General features: G+C 58.2%; 24 protein-coding genes and 1 pseudogene. 10 read left to right on the plus strand and 15 right to left on the minus strand.

Features of this window, described 5'->3' with window-relative positions; genetic code table 11:
* Positions 1–11: 11 nt before the first annotated feature.
* From spoT to AWM69_RS02225, 4 genes are all read right to left on the minus strand, one after another.
* Complete coding sequence (gene spoT, locus AWM69_RS02210) at positions 12–2,117, minus strand: bifunctional GTP diphosphokinase/guanosine-3',5'-bis pyrophosphate 3'-pyrophosphohydrolase (protein WP_048381363.1); 2,106 nt, start codon at positions 2,115–2,117, stop codon at positions 12–14.
* 60 nt (positions 2,118–2,177) lie between these two features.
* Positions 2,178–2,441 carry a DNA-directed RNA polymerase subunit omega gene (gene rpoZ / locus AWM69_RS02215; protein WP_016782707.1) on the minus strand — a complete coding sequence of 88 codons (264 nt, stop codon included), beginning with the start codon at positions 2,439–2,441 and terminating at the stop codon, positions 2,178–2,180.
* 168 nt (positions 2,442–2,609) lie between these two features.
* Positions 2,610–3,230, minus strand: a complete 621-nt coding sequence (gene gmk / locus AWM69_RS02220; RefSeq protein ID WP_131654281.1) for a guanylate kinase — start codon at positions 3,228–3,230, stop codon at positions 2,610–2,612.
* Between the two features lie 13 nt (positions 3,231–3,243).
* Complete coding sequence (locus AWM69_RS02225) at positions 3,244–4,107, minus strand: YicC/YloC family endoribonuclease (RefSeq protein WP_131654280.1); 864 nt, start codon at positions 4,105–4,107, stop codon at positions 3,244–3,246.
* A gap of 201 nt (positions 4,108–4,308) precedes the next feature.
* Between AWM69_RS02225 and rph the strand changes: the two genes are divergently transcribed.
* Both rph and AWM69_RS02235 read left to right on the plus strand, forming a co-directional pair.
* The gene (rph, locus tag AWM69_RS02230) at positions 4,309–5,031 is read left to right on the plus strand and encodes a ribonuclease PH (protein WP_048381369.1); all 723 of its coding nucleotides are present in this window, start codon (positions 4,309–4,311) and stop codon (positions 5,029–5,031) included.
* Positions 5,032–5,075: 44 nt separating this feature from the next.
* Positions 5,076–5,444: a DUF4870 domain-containing protein gene (locus AWM69_RS02235; protein WP_131654279.1), complete on the plus strand. Its 369-nt coding sequence runs from the start codon at positions 5,076–5,078 to the stop codon at positions 5,442–5,444.
* A 72-nt stretch (positions 5,445–5,516) separates the two neighbouring features.
* Here AWM69_RS02235 and AWM69_RS02240 read toward each other — a convergent pair whose 3' ends face one another.
* Complete coding sequence (locus AWM69_RS02240) at positions 5,517–6,296, minus strand: exodeoxyribonuclease III (RefSeq protein ID WP_048372400.1); 780 nt, start codon at positions 6,294–6,296, stop codon at positions 5,517–5,519.
* A gap of 82 nt (positions 6,297–6,378) precedes the next feature.
* Between AWM69_RS02240 and pyrE the strand changes: the two genes are divergently transcribed.
* Complete coding sequence (pyrE, locus tag AWM69_RS02245) at positions 6,379–7,020, plus strand: orotate phosphoribosyltransferase (protein ID WP_131654278.1); 642 nt, start codon at positions 6,379–6,381, stop codon at positions 7,018–7,020.
* A gap of 61 nt (positions 7,021–7,081) precedes the next feature.
* On the opposite strand, the gene argB is transcribed toward pyrE, so the two are convergent.
* From argB to coaBC, 4 genes and pseudogenes are all read right to left on the minus strand, one after another.
* Entirely contained in the window at positions 7,082–7,987 is a 906-nt protein-coding gene (gene argB, locus AWM69_RS02250; RefSeq protein ID WP_048381375.1) for an acetylglutamate kinase, read from the minus strand.
* 25 nt (positions 7,988–8,012) lie between these two features.
* Positions 8,013–9,416, minus strand: a pseudogene (locus AWM69_RS02255) (phosphomannomutase/phosphoglucomutase); the annotation flags it as partial.
* Positions 9,417–9,487: 71 nt separating this feature from the next.
* Positions 9,488–9,943 (minus strand): dUTP diphosphatase, encoded by a 456-nt coding sequence (gene dut / locus AWM69_RS02260; protein WP_218725675.1) that lies wholly within the window; start codon positions 9,941–9,943, stop codon positions 9,488–9,490.
* 5 nt (positions 9,944–9,948) lie between these two features.
* Entirely contained in the window at positions 9,949–11,157 is a 1,209-nt protein-coding gene (coaBC, locus tag AWM69_RS02265; RefSeq protein WP_131654275.1) for a bifunctional phosphopantothenoylcysteine decarboxylase/phosphopantothenate--cysteine ligase CoaBC, read from the minus strand.
* Between the two features lie 122 nt (positions 11,158–11,279).
* Here coaBC and radC point away from each other — a divergent pair, with 122 nt between their 5' ends.
* Positions 11,280–11,954 carry a DNA repair protein RadC gene (radC, locus tag AWM69_RS02270; RefSeq protein WP_048381381.1) on the plus strand — a complete coding sequence of 225 codons (675 nt, stop codon included), beginning with the start codon at positions 11,280–11,282 and terminating at the stop codon, positions 11,952–11,954.
* A gap of 3 nt (positions 11,955–11,957) precedes the next feature.
* Here the strand turns inward: radC and AWM69_RS02275 are convergent, their stop codons facing one another.
* Complete coding sequence (locus AWM69_RS02275) at positions 11,958–13,544, minus strand: ABC transporter substrate-binding protein (RefSeq protein WP_131654274.1); 1,587 nt, start codon at positions 13,542–13,544, stop codon at positions 11,958–11,960.
* 503 nt (positions 13,545–14,047) lie between these two features.
* Here AWM69_RS02275 and rpmB point away from each other — a divergent pair.
* Both rpmB and rpmG read left to right on the plus strand, forming a co-directional pair.
* Positions 14,048–14,281, plus strand: a complete 234-nt coding sequence (gene rpmB, locus AWM69_RS02280; RefSeq protein WP_019410280.1) for a 50S ribosomal protein L28 — start codon at positions 14,048–14,050, stop codon at positions 14,279–14,281.
* Between the two features lie 11 nt (positions 14,282–14,292).
* Positions 14,293–14,448, plus strand: a complete 156-nt coding sequence (rpmG, locus tag AWM69_RS02285) for a 50S ribosomal protein L33 (protein ID WP_003437824.1) — start codon at positions 14,293–14,295, stop codon at positions 14,446–14,448.
* Between the two features lie 58 nt (positions 14,449–14,506).
* Here rpmG and AWM69_RS02290 read toward each other — a convergent pair whose 3' ends face one another.
* Complete coding sequence (locus AWM69_RS02290; RefSeq protein ID WP_131654273.1) at positions 14,507–14,869, minus strand: cupin domain-containing protein; 363 nt, start codon at positions 14,867–14,869, stop codon at positions 14,507–14,509.
* A 238-nt stretch (positions 14,870–15,107) separates the two neighbouring features.
* On the opposite strand from AWM69_RS02290, the gene AWM69_RS02295 reads away from it, so the two are divergent.
* The gene (locus AWM69_RS02295; protein ID WP_131654272.1) at positions 15,108–16,601 is read left to right on the plus strand and encodes an aldehyde dehydrogenase; all 1,494 of its coding nucleotides are present in this window, start codon (positions 15,108–15,110) and stop codon (positions 16,599–16,601) included.
* A 147-nt stretch (positions 16,602–16,748) separates the two neighbouring features.
* Entirely contained in the window at positions 16,749–17,912 is a 1,164-nt protein-coding gene (locus tag AWM69_RS02300; protein WP_218725676.1) for an MFS transporter, read from the plus strand.
* A gap of 20 nt (positions 17,913–17,932) precedes the next feature.
* On the opposite strand, the gene AWM69_RS02305 is transcribed toward AWM69_RS02300, so the two are convergent.
* Complete coding sequence (locus AWM69_RS02305) at positions 17,933–19,483, minus strand: phospholipase D family protein (RefSeq protein WP_131654271.1); 1,551 nt, start codon at positions 19,481–19,483, stop codon at positions 17,933–17,935.
* An 11-nt stretch (positions 19,484–19,494) separates the two neighbouring features.
* Positions 19,495–20,916 carry a PLP-dependent aminotransferase family protein gene (locus tag AWM69_RS02310; RefSeq protein WP_218725677.1) on the minus strand — a complete coding sequence of 474 codons (1,422 nt, stop codon included), beginning with the start codon at positions 20,914–20,916 and terminating at the stop codon, positions 19,495–19,497.
* A gap of 179 nt (positions 20,917–21,095) precedes the next feature.
* Between AWM69_RS02310 and AWM69_RS02315 the strand changes: the two genes are divergently transcribed.
* Positions 21,096–21,341 (plus strand): DUF1127 domain-containing protein, encoded by a 246-nt coding sequence (locus AWM69_RS02315; protein WP_218725678.1) that lies wholly within the window; start codon positions 21,096–21,098, stop codon positions 21,339–21,341.
* A 131-nt stretch (positions 21,342–21,472) separates the two neighbouring features.
* Here the strand turns inward: AWM69_RS02315 and AWM69_RS02320 are convergent, their stop codons facing one another.
* Positions 21,473–22,774, minus strand: coding sequence for an FAD-binding oxidoreductase (locus tag AWM69_RS02320; protein ID WP_131654269.1), 1,302 nt, complete (start codon positions 22,772–22,774; stop codon positions 21,473–21,475).
* Positions 22,775–22,920: 146 nt separating this feature from the next.
* Here AWM69_RS02320 and AWM69_RS02325 point away from each other — a divergent pair, with 146 nt between their 5' ends.
* Positions 22,921–23,274: a YkgJ family cysteine cluster protein gene (locus AWM69_RS02325; protein WP_048381394.1), complete on the plus strand. Its 354-nt coding sequence runs from the start codon at positions 22,921–22,923 to the stop codon at positions 23,272–23,274.
* A gap of 14 nt (positions 23,275–23,288) precedes the next feature.
* Here the strand turns inward: AWM69_RS02325 and AWM69_RS02330 are convergent, their stop codons facing one another.
* Positions 23,289–23,777, minus strand: a complete 489-nt coding sequence (locus AWM69_RS02330) for an Lrp/AsnC ligand binding domain-containing protein (RefSeq protein ID WP_048381396.1) — start codon at positions 23,775–23,777, stop codon at positions 23,289–23,291.
* Positions 23,778–23,804: the final 27 nt, after the last annotated feature.

A 23,804-nucleotide genomic window follows, 5' to 3' on the forward strand; every position in this document is an offset into this window, starting at 1 on the left:
TTATGAACGGGTTATGCACGCATGCGGGTGATGCGGATAACCCCGGTAAGAGCACGTAGTTTTTTGATCACACGGGCCAGGTGCACACGGTCGTGCACGCTGACGACGAGCTGGACCACACTGATGCGGCCATCGCGCTCGTCCATGCTGATTTTTTCGATGTTGCCATCGGCAGCGTTGACGCTGCTGGCCAGCAGCGCAATCAGGCCACGCTGATGTTCCAGTTCGACGCGCAATTCGACGTTGAACTCGCCGGTAACATCCTTGGCCCACGAAAGCTGGATGCATTTTTCGGGGTTATGGCGGATTTCGCTGATATTGCGGCAGTTGTCCAGATGCACGACCATGCCTTTGCCTGCAGACAGATGACCCACAATCGGGTCACCCGGGATCGGCGTACAGCATTTGGCGTAACTGAGCACCAGACCTTCAGTACCGCGAATCGCCAGCGGCCCCTCGGGGCTAGGCAACGCTTCACCTTCGCCCAACAAGCGCCGGGCCACCACGTAAGCCATGCGGTTACCCAGGCCAATGTCCTCAAGCAGATCTTCGATCTGTTCCAGGCGGTATTCCTGAAGCATTGCCTGAACACGCTCTGCCGGAATCTTGTCCAGCGCGCTGTTGAAACCGTTTAACACCTTGTTCAGCAGACGCTCGCCCAGGTTCACCGACTCGGAACGACGCTGCAACTTGAGGGCATGGCGAATATGCGTGCGGGCCTTGCCGGTGACCACAAAGTTGAGCCAGGCCGGGTTGGGGCGGGCACCCGGTGCGCTGACGATCTCGACCGTGGAGCCACTTTGCAGCGGCTCGGACAGCGGTGCGAGACGGCGATTGATCCGGCATGCAATACAGCTATTACCCACATCGGTATGCACGGCGTAAGCAAAGTCGACCGCCGTGGAGCCTTTGGGCAGCTCCATGATTCGGCCTTTGGGCGTGAACACGTAAACTTCGTCCGGGAACAGGTCGATCTTCACGCTTTCGATGAATTCAAGGGAGTTGCCTGCGCGCTGCTGCATCTCCAGCACGCCTTTGACCCACTGCCGCGCACGGGCATGAGTGCCCTGATGCTGTTCGTCGCCACTGGACTTGTACAACCAGTGAGCGGCGATCCCGTTGTTGGCCATTTCTTCCATTTCACGGGTACGGATCTGAATTTCGATCGGTACGCCGTGCATGCCGAATAGCGTGGTATGCAACGACTGGTAGCCGTTGGCTTTAGGAATGGCGATGTAGTCCTTGAAACGACCCGGGAGAGGCTTGTACAAATTATGTACAGCACCCAGCACGCGGTAGCAGGTATCGACCTTGTCGACGATGATCCGGAACGCGTAAACATCCATGATCTCGTTGAAGGCACGGCGCTTGCCGCGCATTTTTTTGTAAATACCGTAGATATGCTTTTGACGGCCGCTAACCTCGCCCTGAATGCCGTCGATGGCGAGACAGTGGCTGAGCGACTCTTCAATTTTGTTGACGATTTCCTTGCGATTGCCCCGGGCGCGTTTCACGGCCTGATAAATGCGCGCGGAGCGCATCGGGTACATCGCTTTGAAACCAAGGTCTTCGAATTCGATACGAATACTGTGCATACCCAGCCGATTGGCAATGGGGGCGTAGATTTCCAGGGTTTCCTTGGCAATCCGCCGGCGTTTTTCGCCGGACAGTACTTCGAGGGTACGCATGTTGTGCAGGCGATCAGCCAGTTTCACCAGGATCACGCGAATATCGCGTGCCATGGCCATGGCCATCTTCTGAAAGTTTTCAGCCTGGGCTTCGGCCTTGGTTTCGAAGTTCATCTGAGTCAGCTTGCTGACCCCATCGACCAATTCGGCCACGGTCTCGCCAAACTGAGCGACAAGCGCTTCCTTGGCAATACCGGTGTCCTCGATCACGTCATGCAGCATGGCCGCCATCAGGCTCTGATGGTCCATATGCATTTCGGCAAGGATATTTGCGACTGCCAGCGGATGCGTGACATACGGTTCGCCGCTACGTCGGCGTTGGCCGTCGTGGGCTTGTTCTGCGTAGAAGTACGCCCGGCGGACCAGATTGACCTGGTCCGGGCCGAGGTACGTCGACAAGCGATCGGCGAGGGCGTCTATGCTCGGCATGAGGAATCCTCCTGCCAAAACTTTTTACCCTTCGCCGTGCTACGTCGACCGGGCATAGGCTTAGTTCGCCTCGTTGGACTCGTCCTCGAACGCTGCAAACAGCGGTTCGTCTTCGACGATTTCAGCGTTGGCGATAAACTCGTAGCTCATCAGGCCTTCAGCGATTTCACGCAGGGCGACAACGGTAGGCTTGTCGTTTTCCCACTGAACCAGAGGCTCTTTACCGCCGGTGGCCAGTTGACGGGCACGCTTGGTAGACAGCATGACCAGCTCAAAGCGGTTATCCACGTGTTCTAGACAGTCTTCAACGGTTACGCGGGCCATGGTCTTCCTCGTAGCAAATGCAATATGCGCGCTGCCCGGATGGGCGAGCGGACTCAACAGTTTAAAAAATCACCAGCGATTAGGGAAGCGCTGATTTTTCAAGCAACTCCCCAAATACCTCTGCAAGCGCCAATGTAAGGCCCTTGCAGGTGTTTTGGGAAGAGCCCTTTAGCCGAGCAACTCAGCCAGTAATTTGCCATAACGCTGCTGCTGACGCTTTTGCTGGAGCTGATTGGCGCGGAAAATCGCCTTCAGGTCATCAAGCGCATGGGCAAAATCGTCATTGATGATCAGGTAGTCATAATCAACATAGTGACTCATTTCGCTCACGGCTTCGCGCATCCGGCCGTCAATGATGTCGTCGCTGTCCTGCCCACGGTTGTCCAGACGCTGACGCAGCGCTTCCTGGCTCGGCGGCAGAATGAAGATCGAGCGTGCCTTGGGCATCACCTGGCGCACTTGTTCAGCACCTTGCCAGTCGATTTCCAGAATCAGGTCGTGGCCTTCATCCAGCGTTTGCTGCAAATGGCTCTGCGACGTGCCGTAGAGATTGCCGAACACCTCGGCGCGCTCCAGGAAATCGCCGTGCTCGATCATTTTCACGAACTCTTCGCGCTCGACAAAATGATAGTTCACACCATCGGCTTCACCCGGACGCATGGCCCGCGTGGTGTGCGACACCGAAACGCGGATCTGCGGCTCAGCGTCGATCAATGCTTTGACCAGGCTGGTCTTGCCCGCACCCGAAGGCGCAGAAATGATGTAGAGGGTGCCAGTGCTGTGGTTCATGTCAGGGGGAGCCTTACTCAATATTCTGTACTTGTTCGCGCATCTGCTCGATCAACACTTTGAGGTTGACCGCCGCTTGCGTGCTGCGTGGATCAAATGCCTTGGAGCCAAGGGTATTGGCCTCACGGTTAAGCTCTTGCATCAGGAAGTCGAGACGTCGACCTGCGGCCCCCCCGGACTTGAGGACGCGACGCACCTCGAGAATGTGGGTGCTCAAACGGTCAAGTTCCTCGGCGACGTCACTTTTTTGCGCCAGCATGACCATTTCTTGCTCAAGACGCTGGGGATCAAGTTCGGCCTTCATGTCGGCGAAGCGATCCAGCACCTTCTGGCGCTGCGTCGCGAGCATCTGAGGCACCAGTTCGCGCAAGGTGTCGACATCGCCTTCAATGGCAGTCAAACGCTCGCTGATCAAGCGTGCCAGCTCCGCGCCTTCGCGCTCGCGGCCGTTTTTCAGCTCTTGCAGGCCTTGCTTGAACAACGCCAGCGCCTGGGTGTTGAGCGCCTGCGGGTCACTGGCATCGGCGACCAGAACCCCGGGCCAGGCCAGCACTTCCAGTGGGTTGAGCGCTGCCGGCTGTTTGATCAGGCTGGCGATCGTTTCAGCGGCGGCAACCAGTTGCGCGGCGCGCTCCCGGTCAACCTGCAGCGGCTTGCCCGTGGTTTCCTCGGTAAAACGCAGGGTGCATTCCAGCTTGCCCCGGGAAATACCCTGGCGCAGCGCTTCACGCACGGCGCCTTCGAGATCCCGGAAAGACTCGGGCAGACGCAGGTGCGGTTCCAGGTAGCGGCTGTTGACCGAACGCAACTCCCAACTCAGGGTGCCCTGAGTGCCGACGCTTTCGACGCGGGCAAAGGCGGTCATGCTGTGTACCATGGACGGTACCTCGCGATTCAATGAATGAAGCCTGACGGCCATTAAGGCGGCGGATTGTAACGCAGTGCACGGGGTGCCCCCAAATGACGTCTGTCGTAAACATCAGCCCCCCTTGAATACACAGATCGGTATTAGAGGTGTCCTGTTGGGCGATGGCCCTTATAATGCTCGGCAGTTTTCCGTCCCGTACAGGTATCCCACATGAAACGTCCAAGTGGTCGCGTTGCCGATCAGCTGCGCCCGATCCGCATCACCCGCAACTACACCAAACACGCAGAGGGTTCTGTACTGGTCGAGTTCGGTGACACCAAAGTCATCTGTACCGTCAGCGTCGAGAACGGTGTCCCGCGCTTCCTTAAAGGCCAGGGCCAAGGCTGGCTGACTGCCGAATACGGCATGCTGCCGCGCGCCACCGGCGACCGCAACCAGCGTGAAGCCAGCCGTGGCAAGCAAGGGGGCCGCACCCTTGAAATCCAGCGCCTGATCGGCCGCTCCCTGCGCGCAGCGCTGGACATGTCCAAGCTGGGTGATATCACCCTGTACGTCGACTGCGACGTTATTCAGGCAGATGGCGGCACCCGTACGGCTTCCATTACCGGTGCAATGGTCGCACTGGTCGACGCACTGAAAATCATCAAAAAGCGCGGTGGCCTTAAAGGCGGCGACCCGATCAAACAAATGATCGCCGCGGTTTCCGTGGGTATTTATCAAGGCGAGCCCGTGCTTGACCTCGACTATCCTGAAGATTCTGCAGCTGAAACCGACCTCAACGTCGTCATGACCAGCAGCGGTGGTTTCATCGAAGTCCAGGGCACTGCCGAAGGCGCGCCATTCCAGCCCGAAGAGTTGAACGCGATGCTCGCCCTGGCACAAAAAGGCATGAACGAGATCTTTGCGCTGCAACAAGCGGCACTGGCTGACTGAATGTCTGCCCGATTGCCCGAGCCACCCATTACCTGGAGAACGCCATGAGTGAACTGGACCTTTCAAAACCCAAACCGAGCCGCGAAGCTCGGCAATGGGCCATGTTTTGTCACTTCTCTGCGTTCCTCGGGATGTGGTTCCCGTTTGGCAGCCTGATCGGGCCACTGATCCTGTGGCAGATAAAGCGCGAAAGCGATCCCTTTATCGACGACCAGGGCAAGGAAGCACTGAACTTTCAAATCACCGTGGCGATTCTTTCGGCGATTTGCTACGTCCTGATGTTCATCCTGGTTGGTTTCGCCTTGCTCGGCCTGGTGCTGATCGGTGCCGTCGTGCTGGTGGTGATTGCTGGCGTCAAGGCCAATGACGGGGTGACTTACCGCTACCCCTTCACCTGGCGCCCGATCAAGTAAACCGCGACTAAAACCCGCGCCCACAAAAAAGCCGACAGCGATGTCGGCTTTTTTGTGGCGGCGAAAAAACACTTAGATCGTCAGTGTCCAGTCGTAGTCCACGATCAATGGTGCATGTTGCGAGAAGCGTGGCTGACGCGGCAAACGGGCGCTTCTTACAAAGCGGCGCAAGCCCGGCGTGAGCAACTGATAGTCAAAACGCCAGCCCAGATTAAGCATCTCGGCCTGTTCGTTGTCCGGCCACCAGCTGTACTGGTCGCCTTCACGGCTGACTTCTCGCAAGGCATCGACATAACCCATATTGCCCACAATCTCATCCATCCAGGCCCGCTCAGGCGCCAGGAAACCCGGAGATTGCTGGCTGTCGCGCCAGTTTTTAATGTCGAGTTTCTGCTGTGCCACATACAGCGAGCCACAGTAGATGTACTCACGACGCTTGCGACGCTGCTTATCAAGGTAGCGCGCAAAGTCATCCATTAGCTTGAACTTCTGGTTCAAGTCTTCATCGCCATTCTGCCCCGAAGGGAGCAGCAAGGTCGCGATGCTGACCTTATCGAAATCGGCTTGCAGGTAACGCCCGTAGCGATCCGCCGTCTCAAAGCCAAGCCCGGTGATGACCGCTTTCGGTTGCAACCGCGAGTACAAAGCCACACCGCCTTGGGCAGGGACTTCAGCTTCACAGGCATAAAGAAAGTAGCCATCGAGCTGGTAGGCTGGATCGTCCAGTTCAAAGGCGGAGGCGCGGGTGTCCTGCAGACAGATAACGTCGGCATTCTGAGCTTGCAGCCAACTGAGCAAACCGCGCTCGACTGCCGCCTGAATACCATTGACGTTCACACTGATGATCCGCATAAATGGCCCCAAAAATCACGTGCGTGTATGATACACGCGGTCTTACTAATTAGCTAAATCCGTGGTATCTGGGGCTTTTTACATGCAAGCGTATCAGCGCGACTTTATCCGTTTTGCCATTGATCGCGGCGTTTTGCGCTTCGGTGAATTCACCCTGAAGTCCGGGCGCACCAGCCCTTACTTCTTCAATGCCGGCCTTTTCAATACTGGCTCGGCGCTGGCTCAGCTGGGGCGTTTTTATGCCGCAGCCATTGTAGACAGCGGTATTCCTTTCGACGTGCTGTTTGGTCCGGCCTACAAAGGTATCCCTTTGGCGGCAACCACTGCCGTGGCACTGGCCGAGCACCATGACCGCGACATGCCATGGTGCTTCAACCGCAAGGAAGCCAAGGCGCACGGCGAAGGGGGCAGCCTGGTGGGCTCACCTCTCGAAGGCGACATCCTGATCATCGACGACGTGATCACGGCCGGCACCGCCATCCGTGAGGTCATGCAGATCATTCAGGCCCAAGGCGCCAAGGCAGCCGGGGTGCTGATTGCCTTGAACCGTCAGGAACGTGGCAACGGTGAGTTGTCGGCCATCCAGGAAGTCGAGCGCGACTTCGGCATTCCGGTCGTCAGCATCGTTTCACTGAATCAGGTACTGCAGTTCCTGGCCGAAGACGAAACGCTCAAGCAATACCTGCCAGCCGTAGAAGCATACCGGGCGCAATACGGGATCTGATCTCCCTGCCCACAAAAAAGCCCCGTCCGGCAATCACCGGACGGGGCTTTTTCAGTTCTGCTTAAAGCGGCTTGCTGTTGGTGATCAAGGTACCGACACCGGTGTCGGTGAAGATCTCCAGGAGCACCGCATTCGGTACACGGCCGTCGACAATGTGCGCGGTGGTCACGCCACCTTGCACCGCCTCCAGCGCGCAACGGATCTTCGGCAGCATGCCGCCATAGATGGTGCCGTCGGCAATCAGCTCATCGACTTGAGCCGTGGTCAGCCCGGTCAGAACCTTGCCCTGCTTGTCCATCAAACCGGCAATGTTGGTCAGCAACATCAGTTTTTCGGCTTTCAGGGCTTCGGCAACCTTGCCCGCCACCAGGTCCGCGTTGATGTTGTAGGACTCGCCATTGGCGCCCACACCTATGGGTGCGATAACCGGGATGAAATCACCTTTGGTCAGCATATGCAGCAGATCAGTGTTGATCCCGACCACTTCGCCCACATGACCAATGTCGATGATTTCCGGCGAAGTCATCTCCGGGGTCTGACGGGTGACCGTCAGTTTCTTTGCACGGATCAGCTCCGCGTCCTTGCCGGTCAGACCGATCGCGCTACCGCCGTGACGGTTGATCAGGTTAACGATGTCCTTGTTCACCTGGCCGCCCAGCACCATCTCCACGACATCCATGGTTTGCGAATCTGTCACGCGCATACCGTCGATGAAATGGCTTTCGATGGACAGGCGCTTGAGCAGATCACCGATTTGCGGGCCGCCACCGTGCACGACGACCGGGTTGATACCCACGGCCTTCATCAACACGATGTCCCGGGCAAACCCGGTTTTCAGCTCGTCGTTCTCCATAGCGTTGCCGCCGTACTTGATCACCAGCGTCTTGCCGACGTAACGGCGAATGTAGGGCAACGCTTCGGACAAAACCTTGGCGACATTGGAGGCGGCATCACGTTCGAGGGTCATTCAGGGCTCCGGTAGAACAAGTCGATCAAAACGGTAGTTGGAGATCAGGGGCAACACGCTTGAGTTGTGCGTGAAAGACATCCTTGATGCGTTGCAGTTCAACCTCGGTATCAGCCTCAAATCGCAGCACCAGCACCGGCGTGGTGTTGGACGCTCGAACCAGGCCCCAACCGCAGGGATAGTCGACCCGCACACCATCAATGGAGGTCAGTTCGGCAGTTTCACCCCATTGGGCATCGTGCAGGGCCTCAATGATGCTGAATTTGCTCTCATCCGTCACATCGATATTGATCTCCGGCGTAGAAATATCGTTCGGGAAGGCCTCAAACAGCTCTTCTGCCGTCGCTTGCTGCCTGCTGAGGATCTCCAGCAGGCGTGCAGCGCTGTAGATTCCATCATCAAAACCAAACCAGCGCTCTTTGAAAAAGATGTGCCCGCTCATTTCGCCGGCCAGCAGGGCACCGGTTTCTTTCATCTTCTTTTTGATCAACGAATGACCGGTCTTCCACATCAGTGCGCGGCCACCATATTCCTTGATCAGCGGCGTCAGACGACGCGTGCACTTCACATCAAAGATAACCTCGGCCGCCGGGTTACGCGTCAGCACATCCTGAGCAAACAGCATCAGCAGGCGGTCAGCAAACACGATGGTACCCGCGTTCGTGACAACGCCGACCCGATCACCGTCGCCGTCAAACGCCAGTCCGATGTCGGCCCGGGTTTCCTTGACCTTGGCGATCAGATCCTGAAGATTTTCAGGTTTACCCGGATCCGGGTGGTGGTTGGGAAAATTGCCGTCCACCTCGCAGAACAACGGAATCACTTCGCAATTCAAGGCCGCGATCAACTGCGGTGCAATGACTCCCGCGGCACCGTTACCGCAATCCACCACCACCTTCAAACGCTTCGCCAGCTTGATATCCCGGGTTATCTCATCGCAGTAACGCGACAGAATCTCAACGCGCTCGATACGGCCTTCGCCCCACGTCAGGTCATTGGTTTTGAGGCGGGTGTGCAGCGCCTGAATTTGCTCGTTGGCCAGGGTGTCGCCTGCGATCACGACTTTGAAACCGTTGTAGTTCGACGGGTTATGGCTACCCGTGAGCATCACCCCCGATTTACCTGCCAGGATGCTGGCTGCGTAATACAGCGCAGGGGTCGGCACCAGGCCCACATCGCTGACGTGGCAACCACTGTCAGCCACGCCCTGGATCAAACGCTCCACCAGCTCCGGGCCCGACAAGCGCCCGTCGCGGCCCACCGATACACGGGACTCGCCCTGGGCCAGACTCTCGGCACCGACGGCGCGACCAATCCAGTAAGCCGTTTCAGCGGTCAGGGTTTTCGGCACCACGCCACGAATGTCGTAGGCGCGAAAAATGCTGTCAGGGAAGTGCGGGGGGACCGAAGCGGGGCTACTCATTGCAGGGGGACTCCACGCTCAGAGGATTCAGGGGGACACTGAAGGTCAGGCAGGGTGCCTGACCTTGTACTGCACAATCAGAGCTTGCCGGAGTGGCCAAAACCACCAGCGCCACGCTGGCTTTCGTCGAATTCTTCAACCAGCTCGAAATGCGCCTGCACCACCGGCACCAGCACCAATTGAGCAATGCGCTCACCGACGGTGATATTGAACGCGGTCTGACCCCGGTTCCAGCACGACACCATCAACTCGCCCTGATAATCGGAGTCGATCAGACCGACCAGGTTGCCCAGCACGATGCCGTGTTTATGACCCAGGCCCGAGCGCGGGAGGATCAGCGCTGCAAGGCCCGGATCACCAATGTATACCGACAGGCCGGTCGGAATCAGCAGGGTCTGGCCCGGCTCCAGAAGGGTGTCTTCTTTGAGCATGGCGCGCAGGTCGAGACCGGCAGAGCCCGTCGTGGCGTATTGCGGCATCGGAAATTCGTGACCAATGCGTGGATCGAGGATTTTGGCTTGCAAAGCGTGCATACGAGTTAAACCTGGTTCAGACGTTCGGCGATAAAAGTGACCAGCTGGCGGGCAATCTTGCCCTTGCTGGTCTGGGCAAACACAGTGGCATGCAGTTCGCGGTCAATCACGCTGCATGCGTTCTCCTCACTGTTGAAGCCAATGCTGGGGTTAGCCACATCGTTGGCGACAATCAGGTCGAGGTTTTTGTCTTTCAGCTTGCGCGCGGCGTAATCAAGCAAGTGCTCGGTTTCTGCGGCAAAGCCGACACTAAAGGGGCGATCCGGGCGCGAAGCAATCGTGGCCAGGATGTCGGGGTTGCGCACCATCTGCAGCAACAAGCCATCACCTTTGGCAGGATCTTTCTTTAGTTTTTGCGGGGCAACGACTTCAGGCCGGTAATCTGCAACAGCAGCAGATGCAATAAACACATCACACGGAATTGCCGCTTCACAGGCCGCGAGCATGTCACGGGCACTGACCACGTCGATGCGGGCTACGCGATCCGGGGTCGGCAAGTGTACCGGCCCGGTAATCAGCGTCACGCGGGCACCGGCTTCAACCGCCGCTTCAGCCAGGGCAAAGCCCATTTTCCCGGAGCTGTGATTGGTGATGTAACGCACCGGGTCGATGTTTTCCTGCGTCGGGCCGGCGGTAATCAGCACATGCTTGCCGGTCAGCACCTTGCGCTGGAAACACTCGGCGGCACACTGCACCAGGTCATCGGCCTCAAGCATGCGGCCAAAGCCTACATCGCCACAGGCCTGACTCCCGGAGGCCGGGCCAAATACACGCAAGCCGCGGCTTTCGAGCAATCGGGTATTGGCTTGGGTGGCTGGATCACGCCACATGGCCTGATTCATCGCTGGCGCGATAGCAACCGTTGCGTCAGTGGCCAGCACCAGCGTGGTCAGCAAATCATTGGCCAGACCCTGGGCAAGGCGGGCGATCACATCAGCGGTCGCCGGTGCGATCAACACCAGGTCAGCCCATTTGGCGAGTTCGATATGCCCCATGGCTGCTTCCGCTGCCGGGTCGAGCAAGTCCAGATGGACCGGATGCCCTGACAACGCCTGCATGGTCAGGGGCGTGATGAACTCACTGCCGCCCCGCGTCATGACTACACGGACTTCAGCACCCTGGTCCAGCAGACGGCGAACCAGCTCTGCACTCTTGTAAGCCGCGATGCCGCCGCCGACGCCCAAAACAATGCGTTTTCGATACAGCCGCTGCATAGGCCTGCCTTTTAGTTCGATGATGACTGCGTGAAAAATGGCCAAAAGCCACGCAAAAAAGATGGGCTAAGATAACACAGCGCCTGCTATGGAACAGCGGGGCCCATACACATGGAGGTGTTATGAGCATCAAGAATTGGCCTGCTTCCGAGCGGCCGCGGGAAAAACTTTTAGCTCAAGGATCAGCCACGCTTTCCGATGCCGAACTATTGGCAATCTTTCTGCGTACCGGAGTGCCAGGCAAAAGCGCCGTCGATCTGGCGCGACATTTATTGACTGAATTTGGCAGCCTCAGGGCTTTGCTGGAAGCGGATTTGAGCGTTTTCTGCCGGCCGCCGGGGCTAGGGCCAGCCAAGTACAGCCTGTTGCAGGCCGTACTTGAGATGGGACGGCGCCACTTGGCTGAGCGCTTGCGCCGCGACTCCGCCCTGGAAAGCCCGCAAGCTGTTCGCCAGTACCTCAAATCAGCATTGCGTCATGAGCCGCACGAAGTCTTTGGCTGCATGTTCATGGACTCCAAACACCGCATGCTGGCCTTTGAAAAGCTGTTCAAGGGCTCCATCGACAGCGCCAGTGTTTACCCGCGCGAAGTGGTCAAACGCGCCCTTGCGCACAACGCCGCGGCCGTCATTTTCTGCCATAACCATCCCTCCGGCATCAGCGAACCCAGCCATGCCGATCACCGCCTGACCCAGCGCCTGACCGAAGCGCTGGATCTGGTTGAGGTACGGGTGCTCGATCACTTCATCATCGGTGACGGCGAGCCGTTCTCGATGGTCGAGCATGGCTGGATGTAGCCTTCAGGGCTTGATGCTGACCGTTGAAAATTCCTGGCGCCCAAACGGACTTACCTGATAACCCTGTACGTCTTTACGGGTTAACGCGTAAGCCGTTGGGTGAGCCAGCGGCAACCACAACGCCTGCTGCTGGATCAGCGCCTGGGCTTTCTGATACAGCACACTGCGCTTGTCCTGATCGCTCAGGGTCTTGCCATCCGTAAGCAGGTTATCCAGCGTCTTGTCGCAATAACGGGCAAAGTTGGTCCCGGACTTCACTGCCGCACACGAAAACTGCGGAGTCAGGAAGTTATCAGGGTCACCGTTATCGCCCGCCCAGCCCATAAACAGCAGATCGTGCTCACCTGCTTTGGCACGGCGGATCAACTCGCCCCACTCAATCACGCGAATATCGGCCTTGATCCCGACTTTAGCCAGGTCAGCCTGCAACAACTGCGCGCCCAGACTTGGATTGGGATTCAGCACGCTGCCTGTCGGTCGCGTCCAGATCGTGGTTTTAAAACCATTCGGGAGGCCGGCCTTGGTCAATAACGCTTTGGCTTTTTCAGGATCGTGGGCATAACCCGGCAAGTTCTTGGCGTAACTCCAGGTCGTAGCCGGGTAGATACCCTTAGCGGCCTGCGCGCTGTTCTCGAACACCGCCTTGAGGTACGTCGCCTGGTCGAAGGCCAGGTTGATCGCCTGACGCACTTCAGGCTTGTCCAGCGGCGGATGCTGGCTGTTGATGGCCACAAAAGCCGTCATGAAGGCCGGAGTCTGCACGACCTTCAGCGCCGGATCCTTGGCGGCAGCCTCCACATCCAGCGGCTTGGGCGAAAGGGCGATCTGGCACTCATTGCGTCGCAGCTTTTGCAGGCGCACGTTGGCATCCGGGGTAATGGCAAAAATCAGCCCGTCGATACCGGGCTTGCCCGCGAAATAGTCCGGATTGGCCTTGTAGCGCACCACGGCATCTTTCTGAAACCGGGTAAACACGAAAGGACCGGTGCCAATCGGCTGGCTATTCATCCGTTCAGGGGTACCGGCCTTGAGTAATTTGTCGGCATATTCAGCTGAATAAATCGACGCAAAGCCCATGCTCAGGGCCGGAAGGAAAGTCGAGTCCGGATGACTGAGCGTAAAACGCACGGTCAGCGGATCCGGGGTCTCAATTTTTTTGATCAGCTCAGGCAACTGCAAAGACTGTGCATGGGGGAAACCGCTTTGCGCCACCTTGTGCCAGGGGTTGGCCGGATCCAGCATGCGCTCAAAGCTGAAACGCACATCATCGGCATTCAACTCACGGCTTGGCGTGAAATAAGGCGTGCCATGAAACTTGACCCCGGGGCGCAATTTGAAATCGTACACAAGGCCGTCAGGAGACACTGACCAGCTCTGGGCCAGGCTGGGCACCAACTTGGCGGCCTGGGCGTCAAAGTCCACCAGGCGGTTCATCAACACGTCTGCCGAGGCATTGGTGGTACTGAGCGAGTTGTACTGCACCACATCAAACCCTTCCGGGCTGGCCTCGGTACAGACACTCAACGTAGCCGCCTGCGCCAGAGGGCTTAGGCTTAAAGCGAGCAAAAAGGGGGCTGCAGCGAGGCGCATGGTCTATTTTCCTTCGCAAGTCATTGACCCATCTGCGTGTGCAGTCTGGAAAAGGACTACCCTAGTAGGGCCATCATCAAATGACTACTTTTAATCGTTGCCCGTTCCCGCTTCTGCGCGTATGAAGGGCCGTTAAACGCATTTTAGCCATCCTTCACGCCGCCAGCGCCAGTGGGCGCCACACACACAACAACCGCTGACGAGGGTTTTGCTGCCTGAAACCTTTCACCCAGCGACGAGCGGTAAAACCCCGCCACACACAGGCTTCAAGCTGAATGCGGGTTAAAATACCGGTTCAATTAATCACGGCAAATCACACTGCTTGTTGTTGCGCTTTAGTCTTTCTGGTATAAAGCAGCGCTCTTTTCTAGGGGCCCGGTTCCTTCGTTTGTAGGTGTAACCGGTAAGACCCTTAAAGAAACGCGGCGCCTAGCGCCAAATGACTGAGAGATTAAGCGGCCAACCCATGCCGGGTTGGGCATGTGGTTTTAGAGGGCTGAGGCATGTCGAGAGTCTGTCAAGTTACCGGTAAGGGTCCGGTGACTGGGAATAACATTTCCCACGCAAATAACAAAACCCGTCGTCGTTTCCTGCCGAACCTGCAGCATCACCGCTTCTGGGTTGAAGAAGAGAAACGTTTCGTACGTCTGCGCGTATCTGCTAAAGGCATGCGTATCATCGACAAGCGTGGCATTACTGTCGTGCTGGCCGAAATCCGCCGTGCTGGCAAGATCTAAGGGAGCTAATCATGCGTGAATTGATCCGTTTGGTGTCGAGCGCTGGTACAGGCCATTTCTACACCACTGATAAGAACAAGCGCACCACTCCGGACAAAATCGAAATCAAAAAATTCGATCCGCGGGTTCGCAAGCACGTGATCTACAAAGAAGCCAAAATCAAGTAATTGATTTTTGCCTCTTTAAGAAAAAGCCCGCTTCGGCGGGCTTTTTTTTGCCTGAAATTCAAGCGTTCTGCTCAAACACGACATACGTCTTGCGGCATTTTTCCAGCACTTCCCACGTTCCGCTGAAGCCGGCAGGAATCACAAAACGGTCTCCCGCCCGCAGGGTTTTGGCATTGCCTTGCTGGTCGCGCAGGACCGAAACACCTTCAATGATTTCGCAGTACTCGTGCTCGGTGTAGTTCACCGTCCATTGACCGACTGCGCCCTCCCATACACCCGCGCTCATCTGCCCGCATGGACTGGCGTAGTGGTTGTGGATAACTTGTTCGGGATTCCCCTTGAGCACCTTTTCCGGTGCCGGACTGAAACGCTCAGCCTGGGTGTTGGCAGTGTTGAAGTCGACGATGGTTGTGATACTCATGGTGCTTATCCCCCCGGAATGACGGTGTGTTGAGCCAGAAAGTCCAAATACTATGTTTATTAAAACGAACAAGCCATGTCGTTTACGACACATATGTCAAATATATTGAAAGTCCCCGGGCCACTGGTTTAGGGTGGCGCATGTCTCGTGCCAATCACTTTAGTCGATTGGACAGCATCCCTGAGGCGCCACGCGAAAGCCGGGGCGCTTCTATTTTTAATAAGAGGAGGACACTCGAATGACCACCCTGACCCGTGCTGACTGGGAACAACGAGCCCTACAGCTAAAGATCGAAGGCCGCGCGTACATCAACGGTGAATACACCGCCGCAGTCTCCAATGAAACATTCGAGTGCCTCAGCCCGGTCGATGGCCGTTTGCTGGGCAAGGTTGCCAGCTGCGATGCCGCTGACGCCCAGCGTGCCGTCGAAAACGCGCGCAAGACCTTCGACTCCGGTGTCTGGTCGCGCATGGCCCCGGCCAAGCGCAAAGCCACCATGATCCGCTTTGCCGGCCTGCTCAAGCAAAACGCTGAAGAGCTGGCTCTGCTTGAAACCCTGGACATGGGCAAGCCCATTACCGACTCTCTGGAAATCGACGTCCCTGGCGCGGCCAATGCGCTGAGCTGGAGCGGCGAGGCCATTGACAAGATTTACGATGAGGTAGCCGCCACGCCGCATAACCAGCTGGGCCTGGTGACCCGCGAACCCGTAGGTGTTGTCGCGGCGATCGTGCCGTGGAACTTCCCGCTGATGATGGCCTGCTGGAAACTCGGGCCTGCGCTGTCCACCGGTAACTCGGTCATCCTCAAGCCATCCGAGAAATCCCCGCTGACCGCCATCCGCATTGCTGCACTGGCCGTTGAAGCCGGTATCCCGGCCGGCGTGCTGAACGTACTGCCAGGCTACGGTCATACCGTCGGTAAAGCGCTGGCGCTGCACATGGACGTCGACACCCTGGTGTTCACCGGCTCGACCAAAATCGCCAAACAACTGATGGTGTACTCCGGCGAGTCCAACATGAAGCGCGTCTGGCTCGAAGCCGGCGGCAAAAGCCCGAACATCGTGTTTGCAGATGCTCCCGACCTGCAAGCCGCCGCCGAATCGGCTGCCAGTGCCATTGCCTTCAACCAGGGCGAAGTCTGCACCGCCGGTTCGCGCCTGCTGGTCGAGCGCTCGATCAAAGACCGCTTCCTGCCGCTGGTCATCGAAGCCCTCAAGGGCTGGAAGCCTGGCAACCCGCTGGACCCGGCTACCACCGTGGGCGCACTGGTCGACACCCAGCAAATGAACACCGTGCTGTCGTACATCAAGTCCGGCCACAGTGACGGCGCCAAACTGGTGGCGGGCGGTAACCAGATCCTGCAGGAAACCGGCGGGACTTATGTAGAGCCGACCATTTTCGACGGCGTTAACAACGCGATGAAAATCGCTCAGGAAGAGATTTTTGGCCCGGTGCTGTCGGTCATCACCTTCGACACAGCTGAAGAGGCGATCCAGATTGCCAACGACACACCCTACGGGCTCGCAGCTGCCGTCTGGACTGCTGACATTTCCAAAGCTCACCTGACGGCCAAAGCCTTGCGCGCCGGCAGCGTGTGGGTCAACCAATACGATGGCGGCGACATGACCGCACCGTTTGGCGGTTTCAAGCAATCGGGCAACGGCCGCGATAAATCGCTGCATGCGTTCGACAAATACACCGAGCTGAAATCCACCTGGATCAAGCTGTAACAGCACACACGTAACACACGGTGGGAGCGGGAGTGCCCGCGATGCGGGCCTGGGGGCTGATTCAGACTCCATGCCCGCACCGCGGGCAAGCTCGCTCCCACTGTTATTTCTTCTCTCGAAAATTGAGTTATCCACAGGAGCGCGGACATGCGTTGGGCGACTTATTTCGCGGTGCTGGCTTCAATTCTCAGTGTCGGCCTGGCACTGGGCGTCAGCATGCCGCTGGTCTCCTTTCGTCTTGAAGGCTGGGGCTATGACGGATTCGCAATTGGCGTAATGGCGGCCATGCCTGCGGTGGGCGTGCTGGTGGGAGCCAGCGTGGCCAGTAAGCTGGCTGCCCGTTTTGGCACACCGGGCCTGATGCGCCTGTGCCTGTGGGGAGGCGCGCTGTCCATCGGTTTGCTGGCACTACTGCCCAGTTACCCGGTGTGGCTGGTCTTGCGCCTGCTTATCGGCGTGGTACTCACGGTGATTTTTATTCTCGGCGAAAGCTGGATCAACCAGCTGGTGGTCGAACAGTGGCGCGGTCGCCTGGTGGCACTGTATGGCTGTGCCTATGCCTTGAGCCAATTGTCCGGCCCTCTGTTGCTGGGCCTTATCGGTTCGGAGGATGACTACGGGTTCTGGATCGGCGTCGGCTTGCTGACACTGGCACCCTTGCTGCTGATGGGCCGTGACGGAGCGCCGAGCACTGAAGCGTGCAGTGTGACATTCAAGGATTTGCTGGGGTTCTGTCGGGGAATGCCGGCCATTGCTTGGGCCGTGGCGCTGTTTGCAGCCTTCGAGGCGATGATTTTGACGCTGCTGCCCATTTACTGCCTGCGCCAGGGGTTTACGGCGGACATCGCACTGGCGATGGTCAGCACGGTGGTGGTGGGCGACGCCCTGTTGCAGCTGCCGATTGGCGCACTGGCCGACCGCCTGTCCCGCCGCTCGCTGTTTACCGGCTGTGCCGTACTGTTGATGGTGTCGAGCCTGGCGGTGCCATTGCTGCTCAATACGCTGCTGATCTGGCCGCTGTGGGTCATTTTCGGCGCCAGCGCTGGCGGACTGTTCACGTTGTCGTTGATTTTGATCGGTGAACGCTACCGCGACGACGCGCTGGTGCGCGCCAATGCCCACGTGGCGCAACTGTGGGGCATCGGCTGCCTGATCGGTCCGCTGGCCGCCGGGGCCGGTAGCCAGTGGATAAGCGGGCATGCGTTACCGCTGTTCATGGCCGCCGGAGCATTGGGGCTGGTCATCCTGGTATCGCGCCAGGGCGCATTCGGGACAGAAGCGGGCACCAGGCCTCTCAATACAACACCGTGATGAGAACCCCGGGGCGTGATTCAGAGCATCTTCTCCAACCCGACACTTTTACTGAACCACGCATTGACCCGGCGCCACCAACTGCCCGGCTCACGCTTGAGGGTATGCAGCTGGCCGTTGTCTTCCGTCTCCCAGACGATGTCACCCTGCTCCAGTTTCGGCTGGTAGCTCAACGCCGGGGCCATGCCCTGCAGGGCGAGTTTGCGGGCTTCGGCAGCCAATTGCGGGCTATCGACCAACACCCCGACCTCGGTATTCCACAACCCCGAACGCGGGTCAAAATTGAACGAGCCGATAAACGATTTTTGCTGGTCAAAGATCATCGCCTTGCTGTGCAGACTCGAGTCAGAACTCATCCCTTTTCTGAACAAATGCGGGCCACTGCCTCCGCCCACACCCGGCTGGCGCCGCAGTTCGTAGAGCTTGACGCCGTGCTCGAGCAACGCCTTGCGATAGGGTGCATAGCCGCCGTGAACGACCGGCACGTCCGTGGCTTCCAGTGAATTGGTCAATAAACGCACATCGGCCCCGGCATCTGCGCGGCCGGTCAGGTACACAAGGCCGGTTTCGCCGGGCACGAAGTAAGCCGAAATCAGGATCAACTCCTGGGTGACATTGGCCATGTCGGGCGCCAACTGCGTGGTCAGCAGTAAATGCGGGTCGGGCTCGCCTCTGGCCAGCACCTTGCTCGGCGCATCCCACAGCGCCTGATTCCAGGCCCAGATCAGCTCTTGGCGCCATACGTCCAGCCGGGGATCCGTTTCATAGGAAGCCAGTTGCTCATACAGTGCGCGGTTGCGGTACTGCGCCACCTTGAGGGAGGCCTCCAACTCGCTGCGCGCCTTGGCCAGCTCACGCCCGGACAGGCGTGAAGACACGAAATCACCAATCGGCTGACTCAGGGCGCTGTTCCAGTATTGATCGAAGCTGTGCCCCAACTGTTCGGCCACCGGGCCGACGCCGAGCAGGTCGATGTCCGTGAAGTTCAGCTCAGGCTTGGCATCGAAATACTCATCGCCCAAGTTGCGTCCACCGACAATCGCCACACTGTTATCGGCCAACCACAGTTTGTTGTGCATCCGTCGGTGCTGACGCGAAAGATTGAACAGCCGCCCAAGGGCCCGTGTCACCCCGGTGCTGCGCCCCAATTGCAACGGGTTGAACAACCGGATATGGATATTGGGATGGGCGCCAAGGGTGGCAAGCAGCCCGTCCAGGCCATCGCTGGCCGTATCATCGAGCAAAATCCGTACACGGACCCCGCGATCAGCGGCTTTGAGCAGCTCGTCCACCAGCATGCGGGTGCTCAGCCCGTCGTGGACGATGTAATACTGCAAGTCGAGGCTGCTCTGGGCATTGCGAATCAACTCGGCCCGGGCACGGAACGCTTCACCGCTGTTGGGCAACAGGCGAAAGCCCGAACGCCCCATGTATGGCGCAGCTTGTGCCTGAATCGAACGGCCAAAGGCCGAGTCCGATGCAGGCAAAGCCTGTGACGATTCACGGGGTACGTCCAAAGTGGCACAACCTCCCAGCCATAGGGTCAGCAGCAGTACGCCGAGTGGTTTCATCAAAAGAGCCATCAAACGGTCTCTGCCAACAATTGACTGGCCGCCAGGGCAACCTTGCGCACAGCGTCTTCGATCTGCGGCGTAGGCTTTGCAGCGTAGTTCATGCGCAAGCAGTTACGGTACTTGCCCGAGGCTGAAAAAATACTGCCCACCGCAATTTGCACCCCTTGCTCCAGCAAAATTCGGTTGAGGCGCAAGCTGTCAAAACCCTCAGGGAGCTCCAGCCACAGCATAAAACTGCCTTGGGGGCGGCTCACCCGCGTGCCCACCGGGAAGTAACGACTGACCCACCCCAGCATCAAATCGCGATTACGCTGATATTGACTGCGCATGCGGCGCAGGTGCGGCTCGAAATGCCCCTTCTTCAAAAAGTCGGCAATCGCCAGCTGCGGCTGCGGCGCGGTCGAGCCGGTGCTGATGTATTTCATGTGCAGCACCCGCTCCAGATAACGTCCCGGAGCGACCCAGCCAACCCGTAAACCGGGGGCCAGGGTCTTGGAAAATGAGCTGCACAGCAAGACTCGCCCATCATCGTCGAAGGATTTAATGGTGCGCGGGCGGGGGTAGGTATAGGCCAGCTCACCGTAAACATCGTCTTCGATAATCGCCACATCAAACCGCTGCGCCAACGTGACCAACGCCCGCTTTCGCGCCTCGGGCATGATGTAGCCCAAGGGATTATTACAACTGGGCGTGAGCTGGATCGCCTTGATCGGCCATTGTTCAAGTGCCAGCTCAAGGGCTTCCAGGCTGATACCGGTCAGTGGATCGGTCGGGATCTCGAGTGCTTTCATACCTAACCCTTTCAGGGTTTGCATGGCTCCATGAAAGCTTGGCGAATCGACCGCCACGATGTCACCCGGCTCGCACACCGCGCGAATGCTGCACGACAGGGCCTCATGGCAGCCGGTGGTAATCACCAGATCATCTGGCCCGAGATGACAGCCGGAATCGAGCATCAGGCGCCCGATCTGTTCGCGCAAGCTCAAGACGCCGTAGATGTTGTCGTAATACAGCCCGGGCAAATCCTGACGGCGGCTTATCTGAGCCAGGCTGCGCAATAGCGGCTTGATGGTCGGCGTGGTGACGTCCGGCATGCCGCGCCCCAACTGAATCACATTTTTTTGCGGGACCGAGCGCACCAGCTCCAGCACTTGCTCCCATTGCGAAATTTCCACCGGCCGTTGCGCTGGCCTACTCATGACCGGCAAAGCGTGAAGCTCACGCTCCACCGGCACAAAGTACCCGGATTTCGGGCGAGGCGACGCCAGTCCGTTGTCTTCCAGCAAGCGGTAAGCCTGCTGCACCGTGCTCAGGCTGACGCCATGTTCGGCGCTTAAGGCCCGCACCGACGGTAAACGGTCGCCGGGGCGATAAAAGCCCTGTTCGATACGCGTGCCAAGCAAGTCGGCGAGATTAACGTAAAGGGTCATGGCAGAGCTCTCGGCAGATAGGCGAACGACGAACCAGTACAGATGGTGCAAAAACAGAGGATTCAGCAACTAAAAACGCTATCTGTATGAGCGTAAAAGCATGCTGTTGAATCTGTCATGGTTTTTGGTGCAGCGCCATCATGCTGACTCATGACATTTGAGTCAAAAGGGAGCGTCCAATGAATGGTTTGAGCGATGTACGCCTGACACTGCATAACCCGCAACTTCAAACCGAGCACGAGCTCGGCCACGGAGTCTATCCAACTACCAGTGCGCCTCAAGGGTTAAGCCGTTGGGCCTTGTTCTGGCACCGCTCGCGCACTCGCCGCGCCTTGCTCAACCTCAATGAACAGCAACTGCGCGACGTGGGCCTGAACCGCCATCTGGCGCAATGTGAAGGGCTAAAACCGTTTTGGCGCTCTTGACCCGCGCACACGCTGTAAATGTCGTAGCCGCTGCCGCACGCTACGCCCGATTGCGAAGCGATTGTAAATGCGACGGTGTCGGACTTAGCTGACACACCGCCGGACGCAGCCTTCGGCAGCGGCTCCGTTTGTTAGCGCAGCTCTTTCAGCCGGTGCCAGAGCATCCCCAACGCCAGCAAGGGTGAGCGCAGGTATTTGCCGCCCGGGAAGGTGATATGCGGGACTTGGGCAAACAGATCAAAGCCGTCACTGTGCTGCCCGCTGATTGCCTCGGCCAGCAACTTGCCAGCCAGGTGGGTGGCGTTCACCCCGTGCCCTGAATAGGCCTGTGCGTAATACACATTGGGTTGATCCGGCAGTCGACCGATTTGCGGAAGCCGATTGGCGCCAATCCCGATCATCCCGCCCCACTGGTAATCAATTTTCACGTTGGCCAGATGCGGGAATACATCGAGCATTTTCGGACGCATATAGGCGCCAATATCCTGCGGATCCCGTCCCGAATAATGGCAAGCGCCACCAAACAGCAAACGCCGGTCGGCCGAAAGCCGGTAATAGTCCAGCGCCACGCGCTGATCGCACACCGCCATATTTTGCGGCAGCAAGGCATGGGCCTGGGCTTCGCTCAACGGTTCAGTGGCGATGATATAGCTACCGGCAGGCAGCACCTTGCCGCTGAGCTGAGGGTTCAAGTCCTTGAGATAAGCATTGCAACCCAGCACCAGGCTCTTGGCCCGAACCGTCCCCTGCGCCGTGTGCACACGGACTTCAGGACCATAATCGATACGGGTCACCGCTGAGTGCTCGAACAGGCGTACACCCAGCTGTGCCGCGGCAGCAGCTTCGCCCAGCGCCAGGTTCAACGGATGCAGGTGCCCCGATCCCATATCAACGAGCCCTCCGACATAGCGATCGGAGCCCACCACACTGCGCACCTCATTCGCTTGCAGCAGGCGGAGTTCGTGACGATAGCCCAAACCGCGCAGCGCTTCGGCTTCCTCGGCAAAGCCCTCAAGGTCACGCGGCTTGTTGGCCAGGTCACAATAGCCCCACGTCAGGTCACACGGGATATTGAAACGCTCGACACGCTGGCGAACGATTTCCACCGCCTCCAGCCCCATCAGTTTCATCTGCCGCACACCGTCTTTGCCGATGATGCCTTCAAACTGTTCGAGGCCATGACCGACACCGCGAATCAGTTGCCCGCCATTACGCCCGCTGGCCCCCCAACCGATCTTGTGCGCTTCGAGCAGCACCACGCTCATGCCACGCTCGGCCAGTTCCAGTGCTGTGTTCAGGCCCGAGAAGCCACCCCCGACCACGCACACATCCGCCACATGCTCACCTTGCAACACCGGATGGTCGGGTTGCGGCAAGCTGCTGGCGGCATAGTAAGAGGCGGTGTGCTGGCTGCGCTGAACCGGGGCGTTCATGTGCGTAATCCTGATATTTGTGTTTGGAAAATTTTACGGAGCATAAGCCGGGCCATTCCCAAGGAGCAAGAACAGCCGGACGGCGCTGTCTAGAGCAAGGGTTTTCAGGCAGACTTTGCGGTCTTTACACATCCGGTAAGCTTTAGATGAGCTGCAACAGTCACAAGATCCACTTTCTCAGGCAACAGATTCCGTCGTTTGAATGCGTACCGGGTTGCCACGACTGCTGCGGGCCCGTGACCACCTCATCCGAAGAAATGGCCCGCTTGCCGCGCAAAACCGCAGCCGAGCAAGAAGCCGCCATGGATGAACTGAACTGCGTGCACCTGGGCCCCAACGGCTGCACCGTGTACGAAGAGCGGCCGCTGATCTGTCGCCTGTTCGGCACCACGCCGACCTTGCCGTGCCCTAACGGACGCCGCCCGGTGGAGCTGATCCATCCCAGCGCCGAGAAGCTGGTACATGAATACATCGCCAGTACCCGGCAGGTCCTGGTTTAAGGCCAAAGTGCGGGTCAGTCCGGAATCGGCAAGTTCAGGCTTTCCTTCACTTCCTCCATCACGATGTAGCTCTTGGACTCCCGTACGTGGGGCAGCTTGAGCAAGATGTCGCCCAACAGTTTGCGGTACGAGGCCATCTCGCTGATCCGCGCTTTTACCAGATAGTCAAAATCGCCTGAAACCAAGTGGCATTCCAGAACATGGGGCAATTTCAGCACGGCCCGTCGAAATTCTTCGAATGTATCGCCTGATTTGTAATCGAGGCTGATCTCAACGAATACCAGCAAACTGCCCTGCAGATGCTGCGGATTGAGCCGCGCGTTGTACCCCATGATGATCCCTTCGCGTTCCAGCCTGCGTACCCGCTCGGTACAAGGCGTGGTCGACAGTCCCACCTTGTCTCCGAGCTCGGTAAAAGAGATCCGGCCATCAGCCTGCAGGATGCGCAAAATATTCCGGTCAATCTTGTCCAGTTCCCGCTTGGTTTGATGATTTGTACGCATAGGAGATTCTCCTTTGTCAAAAGCGTT

It is taken from the genome of Pseudomonas sp. D1HM (assembly GCF_019266105.1).
GTDB classification, from domain to species: domain Bacteria; phylum Pseudomonadota; class Gammaproteobacteria; order Pseudomonadales; family Pseudomonadaceae; genus Aquipseudomonas; species Aquipseudomonas taetrolens.

What these genes read in the sequence shown, in the direction of transcription:
- spoT (WP_048381363.1), bottom strand. Translation starts at nt 2,117, where the DNA reads ATGCCGAGCATAGACGCCCTCGCCGATCGCTTGTCGACGTACCTCGGC.
- rpoZ (WP_016782707.1), bottom strand. Translation starts at nt 2,441, where the DNA reads ATGGCCCGCGTAACCGTTGAAGACTGTCTAGAACACGTGGATAACCGC.
- gmk (WP_131654281.1), bottom strand. Translation starts at nt 3,230, where the DNA reads ATGAACCACAGCACTGGCACCCTCTACATCATTTCTGCGCCTTCGGGT.
- AWM69_RS02225 (WP_131654280.1), bottom strand. Translation starts at nt 4,107, where the DNA reads ATGGTACACAGCATGACCGCCTTTGCCCGCGTCGAAAGCGTCGGCACT.
- rph (WP_048381369.1), top strand. Translation starts at nt 4,309, where the DNA reads ATGAAACGTCCAAGTGGTCGCGTTGCCGATCAGCTGCGCCCGATCCGC.
- AWM69_RS02235 (WP_131654279.1), top strand. Translation starts at nt 5,076, where the DNA reads ATGAGTGAACTGGACCTTTCAAAACCCAAACCGAGCCGCGAAGCTCGG.
- AWM69_RS02240 (WP_048372400.1), bottom strand. Translation starts at nt 6,296, where the DNA reads ATGCGGATCATCAGTGTGAACGTCAATGGTATTCAGGCGGCAGTCGAG.
- pyrE (WP_131654278.1), top strand. Translation starts at nt 6,379, where the DNA reads ATGCAAGCGTATCAGCGCGACTTTATCCGTTTTGCCATTGATCGCGGC.
- argB (WP_048381375.1), bottom strand. Translation starts at nt 7,987, where the DNA reads ATGACCCTCGAACGTGATGCCGCCTCCAATGTCGCCAAGGTTTTGTCC.
- dut (WP_218725675.1), bottom strand. Translation starts at nt 9,943, where the DNA reads ATGCACGCTTTGCAAGCCAAAATCCTCGATCCACGCATTGGTCACGAA.
- coaBC (WP_131654275.1), bottom strand. Translation starts at nt 11,157, where the DNA reads ATGCAGCGGCTGTATCGAAAACGCATTGTTTTGGGCGTCGGCGGCGGC.
- radC (WP_048381381.1), top strand. Translation starts at nt 11,280, where the DNA reads ATGAGCATCAAGAATTGGCCTGCTTCCGAGCGGCCGCGGGAAAAACTT.
- AWM69_RS02275 (WP_131654274.1), bottom strand. Translation starts at nt 13,544, where the DNA reads ATGCGCCTCGCTGCAGCCCCCTTTTTGCTCGCTTTAAGCCTAAGCCCT.
- rpmB (WP_019410280.1), top strand. Translation starts at nt 14,048, where the DNA reads ATGTCGAGAGTCTGTCAAGTTACCGGTAAGGGTCCGGTGACTGGGAAT.
- rpmG (WP_003437824.1), top strand. Translation starts at nt 14,293, where the DNA reads ATGCGTGAATTGATCCGTTTGGTGTCGAGCGCTGGTACAGGCCATTTC.
- AWM69_RS02290 (WP_131654273.1), bottom strand. Translation starts at nt 14,869, where the DNA reads ATGAGTATCACAACCATCGTCGACTTCAACACTGCCAACACCCAGGCT.
- AWM69_RS02295 (WP_131654272.1), top strand. Translation starts at nt 15,108, where the DNA reads ATGACCACCCTGACCCGTGCTGACTGGGAACAACGAGCCCTACAGCTA.
- AWM69_RS02300 (WP_218725676.1), top strand. Translation starts at nt 16,749, where the DNA reads ATGCGTTGGGCGACTTATTTCGCGGTGCTGGCTTCAATTCTCAGTGTC.
- AWM69_RS02305 (WP_131654271.1), bottom strand. Translation starts at nt 19,483, where the DNA reads ATGAAACCACTCGGCGTACTGCTGCTGACCCTATGGCTGGGAGGTTGT.
- AWM69_RS02310 (WP_218725677.1), bottom strand. Translation starts at nt 20,916, where the DNA reads ATGACCCTTTACGTTAATCTCGCCGACTTGCTTGGCACGCGTATCGAA.
- AWM69_RS02315 (WP_218725678.1), top strand. Translation starts at nt 21,096, where the DNA reads ATGAATGGTTTGAGCGATGTACGCCTGACACTGCATAACCCGCAACTT.
- AWM69_RS02320 (WP_131654269.1), bottom strand. Translation starts at nt 22,774, where the DNA reads ATGAACGCCCCGGTTCAGCGCAGCCAGCACACCGCCTCTTACTATGCC.
- AWM69_RS02325 (WP_048381394.1), top strand. Translation starts at nt 22,921, where the DNA reads ATGAGCTGCAACAGTCACAAGATCCACTTTCTCAGGCAACAGATTCCG.
- AWM69_RS02330 (WP_048381396.1), bottom strand. Translation starts at nt 23,777, where the DNA reads ATGCGTACAAATCATCAAACCAAGCGGGAACTGGACAAGATTGACCGG.